Source organism: Ornithinibacillus massiliensis, from assembly GCF_018310345.1.
GTDB lineage: Bacteria > Bacillota > Bacilli > Bacillales > Amphibacillaceae > Ornithinibacillus > Ornithinibacillus massiliensis.
Genome location: NZ_JAGXBY010000003.1, coordinates 608,344 through 633,690, shown reverse-complemented (window position 1 = coordinate 633,690; position 25,347 = coordinate 608,344). Strand labels below are relative to the sequence as shown.

Below are 25,347 nucleotides of genomic sequence, written 5' to 3'. Positions count from 1 at the left end.
GTCAGTAGTGGCTTTGGTTTTTTTCGATTATGATGCAAGTATCAAACAGAAAAAAGGAGGAAAACCATGCTTGAAACTATCCGTTTAAGTAAGTCATTCAAAAGGAAAAAGGCAGTGCAAGATGTTAATTTATATTTGGATAACGGAGAATCGGTTGGTCTAATAGGGCCAAACGGGGCTGGAAAATCAACAACAATTTCGATGATTTCATCATTAATAAAGCCAACAGCTGGAGAAATAAAGCTCAATGGTGAAAACATCATCAATAAACCGGAACAATTGAGGCGTATTTTAGGTGTAGTGCCACAGGAATTAGCGCTTTATCAGGAACTATCAGCATATGAGAACTTAAAATTTTTTGGATCGATTTATAAGCTAAAGGGGGATGACCTCGAAAAAAGTATTCAGCGCTCATTGGAGATAGTAGGTTTGGAAGGTCGCCAAAAAGATTTAGTAAAAACTTTTTCAGGCGGGATGAAGCGACGGGTAAATATTGCTGTAGCACTACTACATCAACCGAAAATATTAATCTTAGATGAACCTACTGTTGGAATTGACCCACAATCTAGAAATCATATTTTAGAAACGGTACGCATGTTAAATCAAAAAAATGGTACAACGATTCTATATACGAGCCATTACATGGAGGAAGTGGAGCAGCTTTGTGACAGATTGTACATTATGGATAATGGGGAAATTATTGCAACGGGGACAAAAGGTGAGCTACTAAGCATATTATCCGCAGAGGACACAATCAAAGTACAATTAAGCAAGATGAATGAAGTGTTTGTAGAGCAGGTGAAAGCGATAGAAGGGGTCCGGAAAGTAGAAGCTTCTGATGTGAACTTAAAAGTTATTGCAAATAAAGGGATCAATTTAGTCAGTGAATTAGTCTCCCTTGCTAATAACCATCATATCCAAATGATTAATTTTCATACGGAGACTCCGAGTTTGGAGGATGTATTTCTTCATTTGACTGGTCGAACTTTACGCGATTAAGGAGGTGTAGGGATGGGTAGCTTTATCAAAAAGGATTTATTAATTATATGGCGAGATCGAAAAGAACTTATTACAGTTCTCTTGCTGCCGATTATTTTAGTAATCGTACTAAATTTTGCCTTTTCTGGATTGCTAGGTAATAATGAAGAGTCTGAGCTTGATTTACATTTAGCGATCGTAAATCAAGATAATCATGCAGACTTACAAGCCCAATTGAAGGATAAATTATTGGATAACGAATCTGTTGGGAAAGAAGAAGTAGCTGTATTGGTAGAACAAGCAAGTCAGTTGAATCCAGCTTCGATGCTATTACATTACCTAGATAGTGATGATTTAAAGAGTTTAGTAACAATACAAGAGCTTGAAGAAGCAGATGCAATATCAAAAGCAGAAGATGGTGAAGTAGACGGCATTCTAATTATACCGGAAGGGTTTAGTGCCGATAGTCTATATGCGGCCTTTGTCGGACAGAGTCCAACCACTTCATTGGAATTAAAAATAGAAAAAGAAACTACAAATAATCGTATTTTATTTGATATCATTCAGGGGTTTACAGATCAATTGAATTATCAATTTGCACTACAGGAATTAGATGCTTCTCAAGTAGAGGTAGTAACTCCAGAAGGTGGAATCGAAAAAGTAGGAGCAGGTGATAGCTTTACATTAACCCAATATTTTACGATAGCAATGGGAGCATTGTTTGCCTTATTTCTAGCTTCGACCGTTGCTACTAAAGCAGGAGTAGAAATTAGAGAAAGAGTATTTTACCGTATTCAATTATCCAATAGTAATCCAATCCTCTATTTAATTGGAAAAATGGTATCTACTTTTATCTTAACTTGGTTGCAAATGATGTTTCTTTTTGTATTTGCTCATTTTGTCCTTGATGCCTTTCCTGACAGGTCATTTAGTTTCTGGCTTGGCCTTATAGGAATTGTTACTTTACTTGCTATTGCTATTGCTAGTTTGGCAGCAATGTTCACAAGTATTTCGCTGCGCGTGACGAGCATTGATACAGCAAATGGGATCTTTATGTTATTTATTTTATTGTTCGGTATTATCGGTGGAAACTTTGTGCCTATTTATATATTACCGGATTGGCTTATAAAAATTGGTGAATGGACACCAAACGGGCTATCTTTAGTAATGCTCACTAATTGGATTCAGTTCGAAGAGTTATCAAACATCTTCACATCCATTCTGATTTTGATTGGGTTCTTCCTTTTATTTTTGATAATTAGTTTGGCCTTGTATCCAAAAAGGGGGAAAGCATAATGAAGTCAGTTTTATGGGCGCAATTTATTAAAGATAAGCGAAACCCGCTTTTCATCCTATTATTTATAGCTGCAAGCATTCTAGGTATCCTTTTATTTGCTGGAGGTGTTCAATCGCCGACAAAGGTTACTATCTTTAGTGAAGAGGAAAATGCCTCTGAAATAGTAGAGAAATGGCAAGAGCTGTTAAATATGGATAGCTCATTTACGTTCGAAATTGGTACTCCTGAACAGGCTCGTGAAGATGTAACAGATGGAAGAATTGACGTAGCATTAAAATTAATGGACATGGATTACCGGTTAGTCATAGCTAGTGAGCTTCCAACTATTTCTTTAGTTCGTCAACACGTGGAAAAAGTGTTTCAACGCGAAGCACAAATTCGCGCAGTGGCTGAAGCGGAAGAGGATGAAAATGTTCGAAGCAAGATCAATAGCTACCTTGAAAACGCACCATTTCACATAGAAACGAGAGGACTAGACGGAGAAGCGCTTCCGAATTTTAACATGAGTACTCAATTATTGTTTGCTTTTACCTTTTTAGTTGCTATGTTTATCCTAGGTTTGAAAGTGAACAATGTGACACATGATAAAGTTTCTGGTGTTTGGAATCGAATGATATTATCACCAATTAGTAAAGTAAGTATGTATAGCGGATATATTTTATATAGCTTTCTAATAACCATGTTTCAAATTGTGGTTGTGTTGCTCCTATTTAAGTATGTCATGAACTATGAGTTAGGGGATCATTTAGGGCTAATTATCGTAATTTCTGCGTTTTTTGTTTTTAGTATGATTAGTATTGCTATGTTAATTACTGGATTTGTAAAAACTCCAGAACAATTTTTAAGCATTTACCCTTCAGTCATACCACTATTACCACTTATTAGTGGAGTTTATATGATGCCAGGTACGATAACCAATCCAGTGTTATTGTTTATTGCTGACTTATTTCCGTTGTCCCATGCAATGGATGCATTAATGTCTGTCATATTTAATGATGGTAGATTGGGAGATATTATGATGTCTCTATTGATTATGTTACTAATTGGAGTCGTGGCGATGGGAATAGGGATTAATATGATTGAACGGAGGAAATAGTATTCATTACGTTTAATGAATAGGTGAAAAAGCTCTCGAGTGTAAAAGACCGAGAGTTTTTTCAATTTAGACAGTAGAAGAGCGTTAAATCTCAGCCTAGAAAACAGTGATCTAAAATGAAGCTAAACATGATAAAAGAAGAATAAAAAAGGCGGATGAGAAGCAACTAGTTAGAAACTTCCACTTTTTGTATATATAATAGGAGAAGTATTAATAAAAACAACGTTGTCTTCATCTAAAAAGAAAAGACGTAGATTTTGAGGTGGAATGTTTGAAGAACACAGGATTAGTATTAGAAGGTGGAGGAAGCAGAGGAATCTATACGGCTGGCGTTATTCATTATTTAATGGAGCAAGATATATACCTTCCATATGTAATTGGTGTATCTGCAGGTGCCTGTAATGGTTCGTCTTATGTCGCACGGCAAATAGAACGAAATAGAGCGGTTCTGATTGATTACTTAGACCATCCCGATTATATATCATTTCGAAACTTCGTAAAGAAAAGAGAAATTTTTGGGATGGATTTTTTATTTGATGTGTTACCAAATGAATTAGAGCCTTTTGATTTTGACGCATTTTATGCTGCAAGGGAGGAGTTTGTCATTGGTGTTACCGACTGTATGACAGGGGAGCCTGTTTTTTATAAAAGGGAAGATTATAAAGATGAAATATTAAAGATAATTCGGGCATCGAGCTCCTTGCCATTATTCGCACCAGTTGTTGAATATGATAATCGAAGTCTGTTAGATGGAGGTATTTCCGATCCAATTCCAATCAAGCAATCGGTAAAAGACGGGAATCAAAAGAATGTCGTCATTTTAACGAGAAATAGAGGTTATGTTAAAAAGCCACAATCATTTGGATGGTACATGCGCAAAAAATATAAACAATACCCCGGTCTATTAAAAGCAATAGAAAGACGTCACCATGTATATAATGAAACATTAAATTATATATTTGAAGAGGAGAAAAAAGGAAATGTGTTTGTCATCAGCCCATCTGAAAAGTTAGAAGTTGGACGTGTGGAAAGAAGTAAAGCTAAACTAACCGACCTATATCATCTAGGGATGAAGGATGTAAAAAAACTGTCGGAGGAATTAAGGGAATTTTTATCCTAGTTGAAGAAATAATCACCATGAGAAGAGTATTATAGAATCATATATAATAAATCGCACCTCTTAACAAGGAGGTGCGATACTATTTTGTATTAGATATTTTAATATATGATAAAATCTGCTCTAAATATAGACTAGTGTTATTGGCATTTCCCACCGAACCTAAATCTCTCAGAATTTGAATGGTTTGTCGTAGTTTAGCCTCTCCAGATTCCTTGTTCCCTAACTTTAACTCTAAGGCTCCCTTTAGTTGCAGGATTTTAAGCCGTTCAAATAATTTATCTTCGGGTAATTGTATGGCATCAAGATAGGAGAAAAATTCCGTAATTTCCTGTTCGTATGTTAATTCTTCGGGAAAGCGATTAACTGGACCTATTAAGTAGGTAATGGTATTGATAAGGATAGCAGTAATCGTATCACGTGCTTTTTTTAATTCTTGATAACGGCTGCTTTTTATGTATGCTGTCTTAGAAAGCTGTATCACTACACCAGGATCAAGAAAGAACATCGTAGCGCTATAGAGAGCTAATTCGTAATATCCCCATACTTCGACCCGAAATAAATAATCTGTTAACAGATCGATTTCCGCTTTATTCACATTTTCGTCCATCATGGTGGAGCTCACCATACTATCGTAAACCTCAAGCATTAATACATTAAAATAATATGTTTCTATTCCATAACGCTCCCACTTTTTCATTTCTTGATTTTTTAGTTGCTTTAATCGATCTGAATTTTGACTAGTGTAGGCTGTATTGACTAGCTGGAAGAATTGTTCGAGCTGGCTTGGTTGGTAGTCGTGATGTACATATATAAATTCATCCATACTGAGCATCAGCTTGTCTAAAATTCTTGTGAAAATTCCAAGTGTTATATCCGAATCACCACGTTCAAATTTTGATAAAAATGAAATGGAACATACTCCATCAGCTAGCTCTTTCATCGTTACCCCTTTTTGCTTACGAATTATTCGAAAGGTTTCTCCATAGCTCCTCAATATTCTAACCACCTAACCTCAAATTCCACTATATGAAAGTTTTATAAATATTGCTAACCATCCAAATTAAAATAAACATACAACAAGTTCTTTTCCATTAGTATAACGGAAGTAATTAGAGGAGGATAATGAAATGAAAGAATTAAGGCATTATATTGCAGCGAATGGAACGATAATTGATGTGGAAAATGAAGTTTCTTTTGAGGGTTCTATTGAAATCTGTGATGGAAAAATAAGAAGGATTTATACACAAAATGAAGCATTACCAGATGATATTAGTGTAGTGGATGTGAGTGGAAAGTATCTTATTCCTGGATTAATTGATATGCATTGCCATATTCAAGAACGATTTGCACCACATTTTTTAGCATCAGGGGTAACAACGGTCCGTAACACCGCGGGAAATGTATTTCTACTTAAGAATATGATTGATGCTCCATTCGATGTACCTACTCCACGTGTATATGCTGCAGACCGCATGATTGATGGAACCCCTGGCCTATGGGGACCAACCAGTTTTGGGAATCTAGTAACTGATGACCCAGAAACAGCTAGAAAAGAAGTTAGAAGACAGGCTGAAGCAGGGGCAAAATTTATTAAAGTGTATGGGCTGATAAAGAAAGAGGTTTTACAGGCAGTGGTGGAAGAGGCGAGAGAATTTAATCTAGAAGTAAGTTGTGATCTCATCCATGCAAAGGAATTGAATGCTTTAGAAGCAGCAGAAATTGGAGTGACATGGTTTGAGCATGCTTCAGGATTTGTACAAGCTCTTTATGATGGCTGGCATCCAACCGCGGATCAAGAAAAGTGGCGTCATATTGATTGGGAGAAACCAGATGAGGCGAGAATCAAAGCATTGTGTGAGGAAATGCTTAAGCATCATGTGAAGCTTTGCCCTACTTTAGTGCTTACGGACCAAGTAACACAGCAACCTAACCCGTGGTATCCCAAAAATAAAGTAACCGAGTCACTTAAGAAAGAAGGGATTTTAATCGATCACTGGGAAAAAAATGCGGTACAGGAAGCACTACTAAAAGAGCAGATCGGTATATTAGATCTGTTTACGAAAACAGTTGCCAAAACCTATGCCGATTTGGGAGGAACCGTTGTCGCAGGAACGGACACTCCTGCACTTATTTGGACCTTCCCAGGCATGGCTTTACATCGTGAATTAGAGTTATTTGTAGAAATTGGATTTTCAGAAATTGAGGCATTACAGGCTGCAACAATCCAGGCTGCAAGGTCTATCCAAATGGAGGAAATTGGTGCAATAAAAGAAGGCTTTATCGCTGATTTAGTCGTATTAGATGCGAATCCATTGATCGATATTCAATATACGAAGAGCATTCATCACATAATTAAAGGAGGGAAAATTTATTCACAAGATGAATTACTTAGTAACGTTCCAAGTAACGAATATATGGAAAAGTTGATAGCTGATTTTCAGATTGAATGGGAAAAAGTTGAATCAGTGCAAAGCTAAATAATGAATTCATAGGCAGGTAAGGCTTGGGGATTTATATGACTAGCATAGGCAAAGGAGTGCTGGTTTAAATCCGAATTATGTACGTACTGGAAAAAGTAGTACTTAAGTAAGATAAAAACAAGGGATAGTCAGTTTAACTATCCCTTGTTTTTAACAGTAAAGATGTTAATTTGTTTCGATTACTAATGGTACAAATTTTTGATTATCAACATCAACTAATCCCATATCGGTTATTTTTGCTTTTGGTATAACAGGAAGGGTAGCGATTATTAATCGATGGATTGGATTTTTTCCGGGCATCATGCTTGCTTCAATTCGGTCTAAGAAAGCATTAATCCGTGGTGAAAATTCTTCAGCACCCTCCGTTGTCATTAACCCTGCAATGGGTAATTTTAGTTCAGCAACGATTTCTCCGTTTTTAACAGCAACCATTCCACCATTTGATTCTCTTAAGTGATTCGCTGCAAGCTTCATATCTGTTTTGTTTACCCCTAATACCGCCAAATTATGACTATCGTGGGCAACAGTTGTTGCTACAGCACCTTCGATTATGCCGAATCCAGCTAAAACACCTTTTGCAACATTGTTATTATGTCCGTGTCGATGAAAAACAGCGATATAGTTTAATGGCGCTTTCTTACCATCATACTCACCTAAATTCACTTCTCCGTTAATAACCGGTAAGGTAACTTCATGGAAATTCGTTGGGATTCCAGGCGCATAATCATATTCGATGGCATTAACTTTTGCTATGGTTGCATGTGGATCTTCTACTGTAATGGATAGATCTTCTTCTTTAATTTCGGGTAGTTTTACCGTATTCATAAAGTGCTTAGGAGGATTAACTACATTTTGTTTTCTTATTAGATTACCCTTTTCCACGATGAGTTTTCCTGAAGTGAACACATCGGATACTACCATCGTCTTGATATCATCTAGTAGAACGATATCGGCAATTCGACCAGGGCTAATTGCACCAATATCAGTTCTTCTTAACCGGTTGGCAGCATTCAAGGTGCCATAACGAATGGCATTGATTGGGTCAATTCCTTCCTCTATTGCACGGCGAACCACATGATTCATATGACCTTGTTGTAATAAATCATTCGCTTTTACATCATCCGAACACAAGCAAACATTAGGTAGGTAGCCTTTATCTTTAATTACTTTCGCAATGGGTGCTACATTGTAAGAAAAGGAGCTTTCCCGAATTTCAACAATCATTCCCGCTTGAAGTTTCTCTAGTGCTTCTTCACCGGTACGACATTCATGGTCGGAGTCAATTCCAGCTACTAGGTACGCAGAAAGATCACGCCCACTTAACGTTGGTGCATGGCCTTGAGCAATTTTTCCAGCATCAAGTGCAGCTTGGACAATACCAGCCATGCGCGGGTCTTGATGGATGACATCGTAATAATTCATCACTTCAGCTAATCCGTCTATACCGTCCCATTGTATGAATTTCTCTACCAGTTCTGGAGTGAAATCAGCACCCGACGTTTCTAAACGAGGTGCAGATGGTACACAGGAAGGGAGATAAGTAAGGATTCGTAAATCCAAGTCCTTACTTGCTTCAATCATATAAGCAAGCCCTTCTTCCCCTAGTACATTCGTAATTTCATGTGGATCTGTTACGACTGTTGTGGTCCCATGAGGCAGAACTACTTCCGCATACGCACTTGGAGTCAGCATACTGCTTTCGATGTGTACATGTGTGTCAATTAATCCTGGGATAGCGTATTTTCCCTGACCATCTATCACTTGTTTTGCTTGTAAAGTTGTGACTCCTGGCTTTGTAACATGAGCAATTTTATCTTGATAAATTCCTATTGCTGCTGGGTAAATTTCACCGGTAAAAACATTAACTAATTTAATATTTTCAATGGCTAAATCTAACGGTATATCACCACGAGCAGCTGAAATCAAATTATGATTCATATTCGTTCACTCCAATACTAATCAATTAAATTAACCATAGGTAATATGCTAGTGGAATACATAAGAAATATAGTCCAATAGGAATTTCGCGAACTTTTCCTGTGATTAATTTAATGACAACATAGGATAATATTCCAAACACAATTCCATTTGCGATACTGAAAGAAAATGCCGTTACTAGTATCGTAATTAATGCTGTGGCTAATTCATCTAATTTATCATAGTTGATATTTTTAAGAGATTCTAAAATAGTAATCCCGATTACTACTAGTGCTGGAGCAGTTGCAACAGATGGAACCATTAGGAATATAGGAGTTAATAATAAACATATCCAGAACATGACCCCTGCTGAAACAGCCGTTAAACCGGTTTTACCACCTTCACTAACACCACTTGCCGATTCTACATAGGTTGTTACAGTGGTAACCCCTAGTAAGGAACCAGTTATCGTTGCAGATGAGTCAACTATAAATGGCTTTTTAATTCCTGGTAGGTTGCCGTCTTTATCTAATAATCCAGCCTTTCCACTAACTCCTAATATTGTTCCAAGAGAAGAAAAGAAATCACCGGTAAAGAAAGTAAAGATTAACGGGAAGAACGATAGCTTTAATGCCGCTATCCAATCAACTTGAAAGAAGATGGATGTTGGATTTGGCGGTAATTGGAAAAATGTATCCGGTAAATTGGTAATTCCTAATGGAAGTCCTAGGACTGTAATTAAAATGATTCCCCATAGTACGGCACCTTTTACTTTCCTTGCCATTAAACCAATCGTAACCAAAATACCAATTACGGCTAATAGAACACTAGGTTCATGTAGGGTAGCTAGTGTCATATTGTTGCTTCCTTCTCGTTGAATGATAATACCACCATTCACAAGACCAGTGCCGACTATAAAAATACCCACTGATCCACTAATAGCAAGCTTAATATTTTTTGGAAGCATGTTGGAGATTGCTTCACGAAGGCCAAGTAAGGTTAAGACCAAGAAGGCTACACCAGAAATAAATATCATTCCTAAAGCCGTCTCCCATGTTGCAAGACCTGCTGCTACAACGGAGTATGCAAAAAAGGCGTTACTTCCCATTGCCGGTGCAAGGGCAAATGGTCGATTTGTAAAAATACCCATAATAATAGAAAATAGTCCAGAAACAATCATAGTGGATACCATCACAGCACCTACAGGCATGCCGGCAGCACCCATTAAATTAGGTTGAACGATGATGATATATGCCATTGTAATAAATGTTGTTATTCCGGCTAATATTTCGGTTCTAATGTTCGTGTTTAGCTCATTCAGTTTAAACATGCGATTAAGAAAATTACTCATGTAGTTGTTCTCTCCTTGTCGAATTATGTCGCTATAACCTGTTATATCACTTTCTAGTAATGATAGTCAACCTATTTTCATACATTTTCATCATTTGTAGTCGTTAATGTTCGGATTTTACTGTTTTGAGTAATTGTTAATCCAGATATAAATATATAATAGAGATAAATGGCTATAAATTTGAAACCTTATAATCAAGGGAAACGTATTTCTGATTAAACGTACTTGTAGGTAAATAACACAAGTATTCCGAGGGGGAGTAAGTTTGGAGAATTCGCCAATATCGAGTAAAGAGAGAATCGTAACAATTGATATTATTCGAGGGTTTGCGTTGTTTGGCATTTTTTTAGTCAATATGCCGTCCTTTCATAGTGCCATATTTATGAAATCAATGTATGGAGTGGAACCGGTATATACGGGATTGGATTATTGGTTAGATGTATTTTTTACGCTGTTTATCGATATGAAGTTTTTTACTATCTTTTCATTTTTGTTCGGATTAGGGTTTTATATTTTCATTAGTCGTGCTGAGGGGAAGGGCTTAGCTGCAACAAGTCTATATACGAGAAGAATGCTGGCATTATTATTGTTTGGTCTTATCCACCTTATTGCACTTTGGTATGGCGACATTTTGCATACCTATGCCCTTGCTGGGTTTTTCTTATTGTTTTTTTACAAAAGAAAGATTAAAACCATGCTCATCTGGGCAGGGAGCTTGTTACTAGTTTATAATGCCTTTAATAGTTTGACATTATTAATACCAAGTACTTTTCTAGAGGAGGTACAAGAATCATCAGCCGTAGTGGAAAGGGCTGTTTCTAATTATACGGAGGTTTATCAGAATGCTGGGTACCTAGAGTTAGTTAACTTTCGACTAGGGACAGAGTTACCAATGATTCTATTCAATCTAATTCTAGCAATGCTACCAGTATTGGCGATGTTTCTTATTGGGTTGGCTGCAGGGAAAGCTGGTGTATTCCAATATGTAACGAAGTACCTAAATCTACTGAAGCAAATACGTCTTGTTACGTTCCTTATCAGTATTCCGCTTACTGCGATATTAGCTTTATTTACCTTAGGAATAGTGGATTGGGGAATTAAACAAGATTATGTCATTTATGTGTTAACTAGTGTTGGTAGTATTCCGTTATGCTTGTTTTATATTTCAGCCTTGACGTTATTACTTCAGCATGAAAAATGGCAACAAAGACTACGTGCACTTCGATTTACTGGTCAAATGGCGTTAACGAATTATCTATTCCAAACCATCTTTTCCGTTGTGATTTTTGTAGGATTTGGGTGGTATGGTAATGTAAGTCTTGGCATTGGGACGCTAATTTGTTTAGGGATTTTTGCAGGGCAAATGATGATAAGCACACTGTGGCTGAAGAAGTTTCGCTTTGGTCCATTTGAATGGTTGTGGAGAACGATTACGTATTGTAGGATACAACCGATTGCGAAGGATGTAAACTCGAAATCAACTTAGGCTACTAAAGAGCAGTAGTACTGGCATGTTTTCATTTTTTATGCTAATTTCATAACTAAGAGATTATGAACGTATCTATAATCGTAAGTAAAGGAGTGGCCCCAATGGAAATTAAACTAAATCAAAAAGTCATCAAAGAGCGTTGTGGGGCCGTCTCCTTTAAAAGAGGGGACGCCTTTTATCGTAATGGAAAGGTATGGATAGAAGCGATAACTTCTGAGTCCTTGGATGCTGTAGTACAAGGCGCAGAGGATTTCCAAGTCCACCTCGAGAAGACGAACCAAGGGTTTACCGCGACTTGTAGTTGCCCTTCACTTACTTCATTTCAAAAGGACTGCCAGCATGTTGCAGCAGTACTAATCGCCTATTCTCATCACCAAAAAGCAAGTACACGCGAGCTTAATCCTGGAGAGGCATTACAAGAGCTACCAGAGGACTTACTCACGATATTTCAATCGCCGCCCACACGAAAATCTGGCGAGCAAACTCATTTTGAAAATAGAATAGTAGTAAGAGCTATGCTACTATGCGTGGTTGTTCCTGATGAAGATCAAAATAATCTACTTGGTATTGGCTTGTCCATTGGGGGACAACCGATAAAAGATATTCGTGACTTTCTCCGTCAAATAGATGAAGGGAAAAGGTATAATATCACAGATAATCATATATATGACCCGAGTAAACATTGCTTTGATAAAGAAACAGACCAAGTAATACAGCAATTAAACCGAATCATGAATGACGAAAAAATGTATCTACGAGCAATGCCTACTAAAGGAAGGCATCAAGCTGACAAAGCGATATTACCTGTCCCAGCGTCCTCGTGGAATAAATTAGAGCCATTGTTAATCCATGCTCCTCACGTGACATTGCAATATGCTGGCAAAACGTATTCACAGTTTCAAGTAGTCGATGAGCCATTGCCACTAACATTTGAATTTAAGAAAAACGAAGGTAATGGCTATCAATTGGTAATAGACGGATTGGACAAAATGGTAATTTTACATGAATACGACACGGTACTTACCAATGGCAAGATTGTCGTGGTAAAACGAGGAGAAGCAGAACGGCTATATGGTCTTAAGCGAATGATGGAGAATTCCAGAACAAGCGCTATCCCTATACCTGCTAATCAACTGAAATATTATATGGAGAAACTAGTCCCGCATTTGCGAAAGCTTGGAGAAGTTCATTTAGCTGGTGAAGTAAATGCAGAAATTCAAAAGACACCATTAAAGGCAAAGCTGTATGTTGACCGTGTGAAAAATCGTTTGCTAGCAGGTCTTGAATTTCATTATGAAAATGTAGTAATCAATCCACTAGATGGGCGTCAGCCGAAAGTAGGTTCTATGATTATTCGTGATATCGAGAAGGAAGAAGAAATTCTCAACATCATGAAGGAGAGTCAATTTATCCAAACGGAAAGTGGTTATTATATTCAAAATGAAGAATTAGAGTATAACTTTTTACATCATCAATTACCGAAGCTGCACCAGTTGGTACAAGTCTACGCAACAACAGCAGTACGTTTAAGGATTCTACCTAAAACAACGGTGCCTAAAATTAAAGTGAGACATTACAGAGAAAGAACACATTGGCTTGAATTTACTTTCTCCATTGATGGTATCCCAGAAGAAGAAATAAAGGATGTATTAGCTGCATTAGAGGAAAAGCGAAAGTATTATCGACTAAGAAATGGTACACTTTTCTCCTTAGAAACAAGAGAAATGGAGGAAATCCATCGATTCATGCATCAAGTACCAAGGCAAATTGATGAATGGGACCAGCAATTGAACGTGCCAATTGTGGAAGGACTTAGGTTACTTAATACGATGGAGTCTAGTGACACAGTTACGATAGAAGCATCTTTTCGGAAATTTCTTCATACCATTATGCATCCTGAACAGTTACCTTATGCTGTACCTCAATCATTAGAAAGTGTGTTGCGCACTTACCAGAAACAGGGATTTAAATGGATGAAGGCTCTAGCGCATTATAGATTCGGTGGGATACTAGCAGATGATATGGGGCTAGGGAAAACGATTCAAAGTATCGCTTTTATTCTATCAGAACTCGATGTTATCCGAGAAAGTGGACGTCCAGCATTAATTGTCTGTCCATCTTCTGTTACGTATAATTGGCAAAGCGAATTGATGAGATTTGCTCCGGAGCTTCAGATGGTAATCATTGACGGGAGCAAGACAGAACGGATGAAGCTACAGGCTGAGCTAGCTGATGTAGATGTGATGATTACTAGTTATCCGTTGCTACGCAGTGATAGTAGATGGTATGAGGGACAAGAATTTCATGTTGTGTTCTTTGATGAAGCCCAAATGTTTAAGAATCCTCTAACCCAGACGGCAAGGGTGGTTAAAAAACTAAACGCTACTCACCGCTTTGCTTTAACTGGGACACCGATGGAAAATGCATTAGAGGAGCTATGGTCCATCTTTCATGTTGTGTTTCCCGAATTATTTTTAGGATTAAGGGAATATAGTGAACTAACTAAGAAGCAGATCGCCAGGAGAATTCGCCCATTTATGCTGCGGAGAGTGAAAGAGGATGTTCTGGAAGAATTACCGGAGAAAAGAGAAGTCATTGATACAACGGAATTACTGCCAGAGCAAAAGAAACTGTATGCTAGTTATTTGGCAAAGTTAAGGCATAAGACATTGCGACATCTGGATAGAGAAACAATAAGAAAAAATCGGATTAGAATATTGGCTGGACTAACCAGACTACGACAAATCTGCTGCCATCCTGCTTTATTTGTTGATGGCTATGAGGGGTCTTCGGCAAAATTTGAACAGCTTATTCGGATCGTAGAGGAAGCAAGGCTTGCTGGACGCAGAATGCTGATATTCTCTCAATTTACAAAGATGTTAAACCTTATAGGACAAGAATTAATGCTTGAAGGAATTTCACATTTTTATTTGGATGGACAAACCCCTTCAGAGGAAAGGGTCGCCTTATGTAATAGGTTCAATGCTGGAGAGAGAGATGTTTTTCTTATATCTTTAAAAGCTGGTGGTACTGGTCTGAACTTAACTGGCGCTGATACTGTCATTTTTTACGATAGCTGGTGGAATCCTGCAGTAGAAGAACAAGCAGCAGACCGTGCCCATCGTATCGGTCAGACACAAACGGTTCAAGTTATAAAGCTAGTAGCCAAAGGTACAGTGGAAGAGAAGATGAATGAATTACAAGCAAGGAAGCGCCATTTAATAGAAGAAGTAATCGATCCGCAAAGTGAACAATTGATGTCACTTACGGAAGAAGATATTCAAGCTTTGTTGCAATAATATCACTGGCCATGGAATATAGTGAGACATCAAGAAATCCAACCTTAGTAAATGCTATAAGGTTGGATTTTTTATTTCAATGATTCGCTAAAAATAGGAATTAAACTTTCTATTATATGTATATATATTAAACAAATTAGAAGGTGAATGAATATGAGATTAAATAAGAGTCAGGATAATTTTTTTTAGAAAGAATGCAGCTAGCTTTGAAAAATGATGAAAGTGAAATTGTGGAGTAATTAATAATGGATAATAAATAAGGGGGAGCAAGATGAATTTTAAATTAGATGAGGCTCTGGAGATTTTGGAAAGAACACCTAAGACGTTAGAAAGTTTGCTTTTTGGTCTATCTGTAGGTTGGCTTCACGTGAATGAAGGGGAAAGTACTTGGAATGCCTCCGAAGTAGTTGAGCATTTAATTGAAGCGGAGAAGGAGGATTGGCTGCCTAGAGTAGCATCTATTCTTGTTCCAGATGAAGATAATCATTTTCCGCCATTTGATCGTTTTGCCCATTTGAACAAAGCAGATAGATCGATTGATGCAGCATTAGCGGAATTTGCAAGGTTGCGAGTAGAGAGTATAGAAAGGCTTCGAGCCCTTATTCAAGATGATTCTGATTTTAAATGCACAGGTATTCATCCGGAATTTGGCGAAGTAACTCTTGAACAATTAATCTCGACATGGGTTGTCCATGATCTAACACATATCACCCAAATCGCTCGGGTAATGGCGAAGCGTTATCAAAAGGATGTCGGTCCATGGGTTGCTTATTTAGGTGTGTTAAATTAGCCGTTTCTTCTTTGTGTCACTTTAAAAGGATTCTTTTTAAATAATATAATAAGATGAAAAATACAGGCGAATGTCACATACGCAATCGTCTATTTTTACATATCCTATTCATATAGAAATTATTAAGGAATATTTGAGGGGGTGTAAAATATGGGATATGGAAGTTCATGCGGATGTGATTTCGGACCATATTATGGATACGGCTATAATCATGGAAATGGATTTGTTCTAATCGTCGTATTGTTTATCTTGTTAATCATTGTAGGTGCTGCTTGTTTAAATTAGTTTAATGACAATCTTAATGAGAAAAGGAATGTTAAAGGAAGAGGGCACTTTTAGTTTAAAAAACTAAAGACTTATTGTGTAGAGTTTTTAGTTTTTTTATTTGCCTAAATGAAAACAAAGTTTCCATTTTCTTAATGAGTACACCTAAGAGTGCTTGTATAAATAATCACGCTCTTAGGTGTACTTTTTTAGAAAGGATTAATATTCACATACTTCTAAGCAATTTCCGTCTATGTCATAAAATGCGAAGTACCGTGCACCATATTCTTTTATCTCTTCTACCTTGACGCCATTCATTATTAAGTGGCTATATGCCTGCTCTGCATTATTGACATAGAAATTAAACAAGCTACGCCTTGCTTGAAAATATACTGGGTCATCGGTAAGAAATAACGTTATTGATGTATCACCAAACTTGATACATTGATACTCTCCCTTATCACTCGTCCAATCGGGTATACCATCAAGCACCTGCATGTACCATTTCCGTGATTTTTCAATATCTCGTGTCGGTACAAAAACAGTGTCTATTCGTTGAAACAATGTTGACATAGTGTCTACCTCCTTTCCTACTTCGTTCTATATAATTAATTCCACACAAACTAAGTAAATCCTTTTATCATTATGATTTAAAGATAGAAGAAGCAGAGATTCTCTAGGATCCCTGCTCTTTCGCGTTCTTATCAACAGCATCATGTTTACTATTAGAAGAACAGTAATGCAAAAAACATGGTAATTACTAATCCGATAATGACTGGTATAAAGCTTTTTCTCACTAAATCAATTACAGATATCTTGGCAAAGCCTGCGATGGCGATGATCGGAGACCAGGCGACTAGTGTACCACCACCGACCCAAATGGCACCGATTTGTCCGATTGAAGCTAAGGTGGTGGGATCCATTCCGGTTGAAGTGCCAAGTGCCTCGGATAGCGATCCAATTAGAGGGAGTCCGGAGAAGCCTGAACCATCTAAACCAGATACCATTCCTAATAGTAATACACCAAAGGCAGTGAAAACCTCATTATTTGGGATGTAATGCTGACCTTCCTCTACTAAATCAAAAAGAAAGGATGGTGTTGTATCTGGATCCGTGCCGAAGATTTGCCCTGCTAACTCTCCACTTCCGATAAAGAAAAATGCGGCCACCGGGATAACAAGCCCCATTACTTTAAATGCAAATACAAACCCATTAACGATATGATCGCTTACTTCCTGGAGGGTTCTTTTATAGTTGCGAAATAGAGACATAATGATGATAAGGATGATGGCTGTACCACCAACTAGTGCAGCCCCTGCTCCATCTTCTATGTCTGGTACAGCATTAGAAAACGTGGCAATAACGACATAGGTGACGATAATTAGAAAAATTGTAGGTACTAGAAAAGCAAATACCGTGCTATATTTCCCTCGTACCACATCTTTAGCATCGGTTTGCAAGTTTAAATCATCATCTTTCCCATTCTCCCATTCTTTCAGATTTTCTTTCGCTGGTTTTCGAATCGTTTTTCGAATCATAAAATAAGCAATTGTTAAGGAGACTACCCCTGTCACTAGTGATAGGATTAATGTTTGTTCCCCTATTGCATTTGCTTCTAGTACACGACTACTAGATGCCGTTAGCTCTGGTGCTACTTTTAAGACAAAATCGGAGGATAATGCCATCCCATGACCAGCTAGGGAAATAGCGATCGCAGACCCAATTGGAGATAGTCCAGCCGAAATTGCTACCGGTATTAATAAAGCTCCGATTAATGGTACGGCAGGTGCCGGCCAGAAAAAAAGCGATAAAAAGTACGTAACTACAATAAGCACGAGAAAGGCTAACGTCCCATTACGCATTACTTTTTGGAATGGTTTAACCATCTGTTCATCGGCACCTATGGACTGGATAGAACCAAGAAGTGCGGTCATAATCGCTATAATTAAAAAGATATGAAACAATTCAGTCGCAGCTATTAAATTGGCATTGAATATCGCTTGAATGCCATCTAATAAAGAACCAGTAAAGGCACTAGCAACGAAGAAACTCATGACTAAAGCTGGAACGACAACATTTTGTCTACATAACATCGTGACAATAATGAATAATGTTCCGATTAAATATAACCAATGTGCTAATGATAGTTCCATTGTATACTCCTTCAATAACAGGTATTGAAAATCTCTGGGTGATTATACTATGTGGCTTGCGTCATTGATGTGAAAGTGAAAGACAAGTTAGGAAAGCATAAGAATGGATGACATATTTTTGACTTTAGTAGTATTTGATTGTTTTTGAAGTTTTTTGGTGGTAAAATACCGTTTTAGGAGGTATGTGATGTTAACAGATGAGAGATATTCTGTCATTTTAAACCTATTACAGGAATCCGGTATCGTAAAGACTCAGGATTTATTAACGATATTAAATTGTTCAGAGTCTACCATTAGAAGAGACTTAGACCATCTAGAACAGGCAGGATATTTAAAGCGTATTCATGGTGGTGCGAAGAGAATATATCAATTAGACGAAGAATTGTCTAATCAGGAGAAATCACTCAAAAACGTTCAGGAAAAATCAAGCATCGGTAAATTTGCAGCATCGCTTATCGAAGATAATGATGTTATCTTCCTAGATGCCGGTACCACAACGCTTGCCATTATAGATTTCATCAAGGTAGGGAACATTACAGTTGTAACCAATGGAATTCAACATGCTTCTCTACTAGCTGATTATGGGATAGATACCATTCTATTGGGGGGGAAAATCAAATTATCAACAAAGGCGATAGTAGGTCCGACTAGTATTAGTGAGTTGAAGAATTATCAATTCGATAAGGCCTTCATCGGTATCAATGGAATTGATTTAGAATTTGGTTGCACAACCCCTGATCCAGAAGAAGCAGCTATTAAAAGATTGGCATTTCGACAATCTGCCAATAGCTACGTTTTGGCAGATCAGACGAAGTGGAATAAAGTGACGTTTGTCAAAGTATGTGAATTAGATGATGTAACGATTATTACGGAACAGACCGAGCTTGACCTATCATCATTTAAAGAAAAAACAACGATTTTGGAGGCTACCTCATGATTTACACGATAACACTTAACCCTTCTATTGATTATATTGTAAGCATTCCACAAGTAGCGCTTGGGGAGTTAAATAAAATGGATCACGACCTAAAATTACCAGGTGGTAAAGGAATTAACGTGTCACGAATCCTACACGAAGTAGGGAAAGATACAGTAGCCCTAGGATTTTTAGGTGGATTTACTGGTGGATTCATTTCCGATTGGCTTACGAAAGAAGGCGTTCGTTCTGATTTTATACAAATTCGAGAGGATACTAGAATCAATATTAAATTAAAATCAGAAGAAGAAACAGAAATAAACGGCCGCGGACCAACCATCTCACCAGAAGAATCAAAGAAACTTATTGAGAAACTTAGTCACTTAACACCAGAGGATACTGTGGTTTTATCTGGAAGTAAGCCACCGAGCCTTCCGGATGACTATTACTTACAACTAGTAGAACTTATAACGAAGCAGGGTGCTTCTTTCATCATCGATACAACTGGGCAGGAGCTATTCGCTGCGTTACCATTAAACCCGTTATTAGTGAAACCGAATAAAGAAGAGTTAGCAGAACTATTTCAGGTCAGTATAACAAGTGAAGCGGATGTCCTTACTTACGGGAATAAGCTGCTAGAGCTAGGTGCGGAACATGTTATCGTATCCATGGCTGGAGAAGGGGCACTACTATTTACGAAAAATGGTACGTATAAAGGAATTAATCCAAAAGGTACCGTGAAAAATTCAGTCGGTGCTGGTGACTCAATGATTGCGGGATTCACTGGGGAATATATGCAATCCAAAGACCCAATTCAAGCATTCAAGATGGGAATTGCGTCTGGAAGTGCTACTGCGTTCTCAGATGATTTAGCAAAGAAACAAGATATTCTCTCTCTACTTGATCAGATTGAGATAAAGCCATTATAAGTTAAATAACATAACATAAAAGGATGAGACAAATGAAGATTACAGATTTACTAAGAAAGGACATCATGATTCTTGATTTACAGGCTACGGAAAAAGAATCTGCAATTGATGAAATGATAGAAAGCCTAAATAATAGTGGTGTTCTTACCGATGTTGCCGAGTTTAAAGATGCGATTTTAAAGCGAGAGGCACAAACTTCTACTGGACTGGGCGATGGAATTGCTATGCCCCATGCCAAAAACAAAGCAGTAAAAGAACCAACCGTACTTTTTGCAAAAAGTAAAAAAGGGGTAGACTATGAATCACTAGATGGACAACCTGCCTATTTATTTTTCATGATCGCTGTTCCAGAAGGCGGAAATAACACCCATTTAGAAACGTTAGCAGCCCTATCTAGGAAATTAATCGATAAAGAATTTGTTGATCAATTAAAAGCGGCTTCTAATGCGGATGAAGTTCTTGCATTATTTGTAGAGGAACAAGAGGAAGAAGAAGCAGATAAGCGTTCTAATGAAGCACCAGCAAATGATACGAAACCATTTGTTGTTGCGATTACGGCTTGTCCAACAGGGATTGCCCATACATTCATGGCTGAAGATGCATTAAAGAAAAAAGCGAAAGAGATGAATGTAGATATTCGAGTAGAGACTCAAGGTTCTGAAGGTGCGAAAAATACCTTAACAGAAGATGAAATACGTCGTGCAGATGCGGTAATTATTGCTGCTAGTAAGAAAGTTGACTTAGATCGTTTTGATGGTAAACATGTTCTACAACGTCCGGTGGCAGATGGTATTAAGAAATCGGAAGAATTAATTACGAAGGCAGTTAATAAGGCTGCTCCTATTTACCATTCCGACGGAAGCGAGCAAAAAGCAGATGATATGGAAGATAAGCCTAATTCTATATGGGGAAGAATTTATAAGGATTTAATGAATGGAATTTCTCATATGCTTCCATTTGTTGTCGGTGGTGGTATTCTACTTGCGCTATCCTTCTTATTCGAAAGTTTCTTAGGTGATGATAGCACAACATTTACTTTCTTAAATGATATCGGTAGTAATGCGTTTAGTTTCTTAATTCCAATCTTTGCTGGATTTATTGCCTTAAGTATAGCAGATCGTCCGGGATTAATGCCAGGTATGGTCGGTGGTTTAATTGCCGTAAATAGTAATGCAGGATTTTTAGGTGGACTTGTTGCTGGTTTCTTAGCAGGTTATGTCATTCTTTTATTAAGAAGATTACTACGCGGGTTACCAAAGACATTAGAAGGGCTAAAGCCTATTCTACTTTACCCAGTACTAGGACTATTTTTAACCGGAATTTTAATGTACTTTGTATTTGGTCCAATATTTGCAACGATTAATACAGCATTGATTGATTTCTTACAAGGCCTTGGGACGGCTAATGCCGCTATACTGGGAATCGTTCTTGGTGGAATGATGGCAGTAGATATGGGTGGACCATTCAATAAAGCAGCATATGCTTTCTCTATTGGTATCTTTACGGATACTGGAGATGGTAGTCTAATGGCTGCTGTTATGGCTGGTGGGATGGTACCACCACTTGCAATCGCCTTAGCAAGCACATTCTTTAAAAATAAATTCTCAGCGGAAGAACGTAAATCAGGTGTAACGAATTATGTAATGGGATTATCCTTTATTACAGAAGGAGCAATTCCGTTTGCAGCTGCTGACCCATTACGTGTTATTGGTTCATCTGTAGTAGGTGCAGCTATTGCAGGTGGTCTGACTCAATTCTTTGGATCAGCAATTCCAGCACCACATGGCGGAATCTTTGTTACGCCACTTGCAGAACATGCATGGTTCTTCCTATTATCACTCGCAATTGGTGCCATTGTTTCGGCAGTCTTATTAGGACTATGGAGAAAACCAGTGAGTGAAGAAAAGTAATTGGATAGTGTAATTGAAAATTAAAATGCCTAGGTGAATCCTAGGCATTTTTGTTTAATTAATTACTAAGTCCAACCTTGTGATAGACAACATATATTTCTGTTTACCCTATTTACTGATATAAAAATAAAGGGTTGGTCAGTTTTCCATCGTTCAACGTAGGATATAATAATGGTAAAAAAATTCAGAAGCTCCTAAGAAAAATGAAATGATAATGCCATAGGGTGAACAAAAAAGGCCGAAAGGTAAATCTAATGCCAGTAATAGGAAAAGTTAAAAGTATTTTCGATAAGTAAAAAACCGGATGAAATAGAAGTCGAAGTTCTATTCCATTCGGTATTTCTTATGTAGTTAGCAAAATAATAACCTTTTTTATTTGCTGAATGTGGATTAGTAAATTTATTCCTACAGAATTAATATGAAACAAATTTAAAATTACTTTGACAGATAGAGTACTCTGTATTACAATTACTCTATCAGATAGAACTCTATGTGACAAAGTAATATATAGAGGAAGGAGTGTCAGTTTGATTAGAAGTGATATTATTCGCGGACATCTGGATTCCATTATTTTGCGGTTAATTATGGAAAAGGATCGCTATGGCTATGAAATATCAAAGGAGATTAGTCAACGCACAGATGAGCGATTTCAGATAAAAGAAGCAACCTTATACGCTGTATTTCAACGATTGGAGAAAAAGGAATTAATTGAATCCTATTATGGTAGTGAATCAAAGGGTGGTAAAAGGAAATATTACCGAATCACCACTCTTGGAAAAGCTTTTTTAAAAGAAACGGTGAATGAATGGCAAGAAACGAAGGCAATTATTGATATATTTATGGAGGGATTAAATTGAAAAAGTTAACTCAGCATGTGAATGATTTATTTAAGGAAGTTCCCGAAAGTAAGGATAAAGAAGTCGTCATGCAAGAAGTACTCCAGAACCTTGAAGAGAAAGTCTGGGATTTAATGCAACAAGGCAAAGAGGAAGAAGATGCCATTAATAAGGCAATTGTTGAGTTTGGTGATATCGAAGACTTAAAAGAAGAGCTGGGAGTTTCTGATGTAGCTGAGCCTAACAAGTCAGTAAATAGCTTAAAAAATAGGAAATTAAATTTAGAATACTCTATTTGGGCAAGCCTGTTGCTTATCGGACTATTTGTATTTATTAACTTTTATTATTCCCCCCAAGTTATTTGGTTTGTATATCCAACATTTGCGATTCTATGGTGGCCATTATCAATGTATTACCGATGGTTAAAAGTAAAAAGGGGGGAATAAGATGAAAAAATATGAATGGCGTTTTGTTAGCGCTGGAAGTGTACTAACGATCATTTTTTTAATCGTAGTAAATCTTATAACGGGGGCTCAATATCCTTGGTTTATTTATCCCGCTCTTCTACTGTTGTTAATACCATTTGGAATTTACTCTATTATCGAAAAAAAGCACATGTTGTTTTCACTGGTCGGAAGTTTCGTGATTTTTGTATATTTAGTCATCGAAAATATCATCCAAACGCCAGATTATCCGTGGGTTCTATATGCTGTGGCACCTATTGTGTTTTGGCCTATTCTTATGATCTTGGAAAAACGTATTAAAAACATGTCTGTGGCAATTACGATGAGTGCAGTATGGATTCTATATTACATTAGTTTAAATTTCTATTTAGCACCAGGCTATCCATGGGCTATTTTCCCAGCCTTTGCGATTCTATGGTGGCCAATTTCATTATACCATGCTAAGAGAAAATCATACTTTTCCTTATCCATCCATGCTGCATTATTCATTAGCTTATTTTTTATCAGTGTAAATGTTTTTTTCTCACCGAGTGAAGTTTGGGCGGTTTATCCTATATTTGCCGTTTTATGGTGGCCTTTGAGTATGTATTATTTTTACTATCGCCGGCAAGTTTGATTAGGTTTCTCTAATTGTATGAATTATAATTTTTAATTCCCAATTAGATTAAGTTTAACATTTATTAATGTCCCAAGTGACCTGTATCCACTTGGGACATTCTGTGATTTAATAATGTTTTTTTTGTAATAAAAAGTAGGCTATTTATTTATATGTTTTCCGTCAAGCTAGGTTTCTAGGAATATGATAAAATGAAAGAACTTAACCATAAAGTCATGCTAACAAACAACTTAGGAGTGTAAAAACTTGAACAAAAAAGACATCGCAAATATTCGTAAACAATTTAAAGTTAACAATGATTTATTAAAAATACATGATATTTACTATGTATACATTATGAAAGAATCGAGCGAAATTTACCATCATCAAAGCTTCCCTTTTGATTTATTAGAAGAAGAACAAAAAGAATTATTTATGGATAACTTTAAGAAAGTACTATCCGGTCAAATGGATGAGAAATTATTCGAATTGAAGTTTCTGCGTGATGTGGAAGATAGTAGTCAGCTAATTTTACATCAAGGGTTACTTGCGAATGAGACTGAAGAATGGAAGAACCAAATGCTTCGACTCGTGGAGAAGATGCTTCATGATAAGCAATACGAGATGGATATTGTGATAACCTTTATCCGTGGTGAATATATGAAACCGATGAAGAAGAGTACCGAATCGGAGGAAAGTGATCGAGATACGGTTTATTCCAATCCATTCATTCTTTGTAGTATGAACAGAACGCTAGACCCTAAAAAAGAATTACTGTTTGACTATGTCGAAAAGGAATTTAAATACAATATTGTAGTAGACCCGATTATTAATTTGAAGGCGCCACTATCTGGATTTCTTTTCCCTTGTTTTACCGAGAATGCTGCAGATGTTAATCACATTTTATATGCAGCAGGGAAGAAGTTTGAATTAGACTACCACTTCATTGAAGAAGTGCTGAATGCGGAAGAGATCATGACTGCTGCCGATGACAAAGTAGTTTTTGAAGAAATCGTAAAGAAAGTAACTGGCGATCAAATCAGTACATCAACCCTCTCCAATGTATATGATGAAATCCATCGTGTAGTCGAAGAAAATGAAGAGGAAGAAGTGCCTCGTTTAGATTATAAAGATGTGGAGAAAGTATTAAGAAGCAGTGGTGTACAAGATGTCGATACGGAAAAAGTAGAAACGGCATTTAAAACGGTTATTGATGATGAAAGATACGAGTTTAAGGCGACGAATATCGTTCCGAAATTTACTTCTAAATCCATTAAAATAAAAACAAAAGTAGCAGATATAGCCGTTAGTCCACCCGAACTAAGACATGTTAAACAGGTTAAGTTTGATGGGAAACTATATATGATGATTGAGCTTGAAGAGAATCCGTTAATCGAAGGATTTGAAATGATTCCAGAAGCATTATTTAACAAGGCGAATGACGAGCAAGAGTAAGTTTTTAC

At 37.1% G+C, this 25,347-nt stretch carries 21 protein-coding genes; 16 read left to right on the top strand and 5 right to left on the bottom strand.

Annotated features, from left to right (window positions below; translation table 11 throughout):
• Positions 1-66 precede the first annotated feature (66 nt).
• From KGF86_RS11760 to KGF86_RS11745, 4 genes are all read left to right on the top strand, one after another.
• Positions 67-999, top strand: coding sequence for an ABC transporter ATP-binding protein (locus KGF86_RS11760; RefSeq protein ID WP_186871038.1), 933 nt, complete (start codon positions 67-69; stop codon positions 997-999).
• Between the two features lie 12 nt (positions 1,000-1,011).
• The gene (locus tag KGF86_RS11755) at positions 1,012-2,274 is read left to right on the top strand and encodes an ABC transporter permease (RefSeq protein ID WP_211741972.1); all 1,263 of its coding nucleotides are present in this window, start codon (positions 1,012-1,014) and stop codon (positions 2,272-2,274) included.
• Positions 2,274-3,371, top strand: a complete 1,098-nt coding sequence (locus KGF86_RS11750; protein ID WP_186871040.1) for an ABC transporter permease — start codon at positions 2,274-2,276, stop codon at positions 3,369-3,371. The genes KGF86_RS11755 and KGF86_RS11750 overlap by 1 nt, the downstream gene beginning before the upstream one ends.
• 271 nt (positions 3,372-3,642) lie before the next feature.
• Positions 3,643-4,491 carry a patatin-like phospholipase family protein gene (locus KGF86_RS11745; RefSeq protein WP_211741971.1) on the top strand — a complete coding sequence of 283 codons (849 nt, stop codon included), beginning with the start codon at positions 3,643-3,645 and terminating at the stop codon, positions 4,489-4,491.
• Between the two features lie 79 nt (positions 4,492-4,570).
• On the opposite strand, the gene KGF86_RS11740 is transcribed toward KGF86_RS11745, so the two are convergent.
• Positions 4,571-5,485, bottom strand: coding sequence for a helix-turn-helix domain-containing protein (locus KGF86_RS11740; protein ID WP_186871042.1), 915 nt, complete (start codon positions 5,483-5,485; stop codon positions 4,571-4,573).
• A 133-nt stretch (positions 5,486-5,618) separates the two neighbouring features.
• Between KGF86_RS11740 and KGF86_RS11735 the strand changes: the two genes are divergently transcribed.
• Positions 5,619-6,968 (top strand): amidohydrolase family protein, encoded by a 1,350-nt coding sequence (locus tag KGF86_RS11735; RefSeq protein ID WP_186871043.1) that lies wholly within the window; start codon positions 5,619-5,621, stop codon positions 6,966-6,968.
• Between the two features lie 168 nt (positions 6,969-7,136).
• On the opposite strand, the gene ade is transcribed toward KGF86_RS11735, so the two are convergent.
• Both ade and KGF86_RS11725 read right to left on the bottom strand, forming a co-directional pair.
• Positions 7,137-8,909, bottom strand: a complete 1,773-nt coding sequence (gene ade / locus KGF86_RS11730) for an adenine deaminase (RefSeq protein ID WP_211741970.1) — start codon at positions 8,907-8,909, stop codon at positions 7,137-7,139.
• A gap of 25 nt (positions 8,910-8,934) precedes the next feature.
• Positions 8,935-10,239, bottom strand: a complete 1,305-nt coding sequence (locus KGF86_RS11725; RefSeq protein ID WP_211741969.1) for an NCS2 family permease — start codon at positions 10,237-10,239, stop codon at positions 8,935-8,937.
• Positions 10,240-10,504: 265 nt separating this feature from the next.
• Here KGF86_RS11725 and KGF86_RS11720 point away from each other — a divergent pair, with 265 nt between their 5' ends.
• From KGF86_RS11720 to KGF86_RS11705, 4 genes are all read left to right on the top strand, one after another.
• Positions 10,505-11,725 (top strand): DUF418 domain-containing protein, encoded by a 1,221-nt coding sequence (locus tag KGF86_RS11720; RefSeq protein ID WP_211741968.1) that lies wholly within the window; start codon positions 10,505-10,507, stop codon positions 11,723-11,725.
• Between the two features lie 104 nt (positions 11,726-11,829).
• A complete protein-coding gene (locus KGF86_RS11715) occupies positions 11,830-15,027 on the top strand; it encodes a DEAD/DEAH box helicase (RefSeq protein WP_211741967.1) in 3,198 nt (1,065 codons plus the stop codon).
• A 271-nt stretch (positions 15,028-15,298) separates the two neighbouring features.
• Entirely contained in the window at positions 15,299-15,817 is a 519-nt protein-coding gene (locus KGF86_RS11710; protein WP_211741966.1) for a DinB family protein, read from the top strand.
• Between the two features lie 150 nt (positions 15,818-15,967).
• The gene (locus KGF86_RS11705; RefSeq protein ID WP_211741965.1) at positions 15,968-16,102 is read left to right on the top strand and encodes a YjcZ family sporulation protein; all 135 of its coding nucleotides are present in this window, start codon (positions 15,968-15,970) and stop codon (positions 16,100-16,102) included.
• Between the two features lie 198 nt (positions 16,103-16,300).
• Here KGF86_RS11705 and KGF86_RS11700 read toward each other — a convergent pair whose 3' ends face one another.
• Entirely contained in the window at positions 16,301-16,654 is a 354-nt protein-coding gene (locus KGF86_RS11700) for a VOC family protein (RefSeq protein ID WP_186871050.1), read from the bottom strand.
• A gap of 152 nt (positions 16,655-16,806) precedes the next feature.
• Entirely contained in the window at positions 16,807-18,234 is a 1,428-nt protein-coding gene (locus KGF86_RS11695) for a hypothetical protein (RefSeq protein ID WP_211741964.1), read from the bottom strand.
• Positions 18,235-18,421: 187 nt separating this feature from the next.
• On the opposite strand from KGF86_RS11695, the gene KGF86_RS11690 reads away from it, so the two are divergent.
• From KGF86_RS11690 to KGF86_RS11660, 7 genes are all read left to right on the top strand, one after another.
• On the top strand, positions 18,422-19,171 hold the full coding sequence (locus KGF86_RS11690; protein WP_211741963.1) for a DeoR/GlpR family DNA-binding transcription regulator: 750 nt from the start codon (positions 18,422-18,424) through the stop codon (positions 19,169-19,171).
• Positions 19,168-20,079, top strand: coding sequence for a 1-phosphofructokinase (gene pfkB / locus KGF86_RS11685; RefSeq protein WP_211741962.1), 912 nt, complete (start codon positions 19,168-19,170; stop codon positions 20,077-20,079). The genes KGF86_RS11690 and pfkB overlap by 4 nt, the downstream gene beginning before the upstream one ends.
• A 32-nt stretch (positions 20,080-20,111) precedes the next feature.
• Positions 20,112-21,989, top strand: a complete 1,878-nt coding sequence (locus KGF86_RS11680; RefSeq protein WP_211741961.1) for a PTS fructose transporter subunit IIABC — start codon at positions 20,112-20,114, stop codon at positions 21,987-21,989.
• 527 nt (positions 21,990-22,516) lie between these two features.
• A complete protein-coding gene (locus KGF86_RS11675; protein WP_186870767.1) occupies positions 22,517-22,846 on the top strand; it encodes a PadR family transcriptional regulator in 330 nt (109 codons plus the stop codon).
• Complete coding sequence (locus KGF86_RS11670) at positions 22,843-23,271, top strand: permease prefix domain 1-containing protein (RefSeq protein WP_186870768.1); 429 nt, start codon at positions 22,843-22,845, stop codon at positions 23,269-23,271. Before KGF86_RS11675 ends, KGF86_RS11670 begins: the two co-directional genes overlap by 4 nt.
• A 1-nt stretch (position 23,272) precedes the next feature.
• Positions 23,273-23,905, top strand: a complete 633-nt coding sequence (locus KGF86_RS11665; RefSeq protein ID WP_186870769.1) for a hypothetical protein — start codon at positions 23,273-23,275, stop codon at positions 23,903-23,905.
• Positions 23,906-24,151: 246 nt separating this feature from the next.
• A complete protein-coding gene (locus KGF86_RS11660; RefSeq protein WP_211741960.1) occupies positions 24,152-25,339 on the top strand; it encodes a DUF4317 domain-containing protein in 1,188 nt (395 codons plus the stop codon).
• Positions 25,340-25,347 lie beyond the last annotated feature (8 nt).

Coding starts and splice junctions, on each gene's coding strand:
- KGF86_RS11760 (WP_186871038.1), top strand. CDS start 67: ATGCTTGAAACTATCCGTTTAAGTAAGTCATTCAAAAGGAAAAAGGCA.
- KGF86_RS11755 (WP_211741972.1), top strand. CDS start 1,012: ATGGGTAGCTTTATCAAAAAGGATTTATTAATTATATGGCGAGATCGA.
- KGF86_RS11750 (WP_186871040.1), top strand. CDS start 2,274: ATGAAGTCAGTTTTATGGGCGCAATTTATTAAAGATAAGCGAAACCCG.
- KGF86_RS11735 (WP_186871043.1), top strand. CDS start 5,619: ATGAAAGAATTAAGGCATTATATTGCAGCGAATGGAACGATAATTGAT.
- ade (WP_211741970.1), bottom strand. CDS start 8,909: ATGAATCATAATTTGATTTCAGCTGCTCGTGGTGATATACCGTTAGAT.
- KGF86_RS11725 (WP_211741969.1), bottom strand. CDS start 10,239: ATGAGTAATTTTCTTAATCGCATGTTTAAACTGAATGAGCTAAACACG.
- KGF86_RS11715 (WP_211741967.1), top strand. CDS start 11,830: ATGGAAATTAAACTAAATCAAAAAGTCATCAAAGAGCGTTGTGGGGCC.
- KGF86_RS11710 (WP_211741966.1), top strand. CDS start 15,299: ATGAATTTTAAATTAGATGAGGCTCTGGAGATTTTGGAAAGAACACCT.
- KGF86_RS11705 (WP_211741965.1), top strand. CDS start 15,968: ATGGGATATGGAAGTTCATGCGGATGTGATTTCGGACCATATTATGGA.
- KGF86_RS11700 (WP_186871050.1), bottom strand. CDS start 16,654: ATGTCAACATTGTTTCAACGAATAGACACTGTTTTTGTACCGACACGA.
- KGF86_RS11695 (WP_211741964.1), bottom strand. CDS start 18,234: ATGGAACTATCATTAGCACATTGGTTATATTTAATCGGAACATTATTC.
- KGF86_RS11690 (WP_211741963.1), top strand. CDS start 18,422: ATGTTAACAGATGAGAGATATTCTGTCATTTTAAACCTATTACAGGAA.
- pfkB (WP_211741962.1), top strand. CDS start 19,168: ATGATTTACACGATAACACTTAACCCTTCTATTGATTATATTGTAAGC.
- KGF86_RS11680 (WP_211741961.1), top strand. CDS start 20,112: ATGAAGATTACAGATTTACTAAGAAAGGACATCATGATTCTTGATTTA.
- KGF86_RS11665 (WP_186870769.1), top strand. CDS start 23,273: ATGAAAAAATATGAATGGCGTTTTGTTAGCGCTGGAAGTGTACTAACG.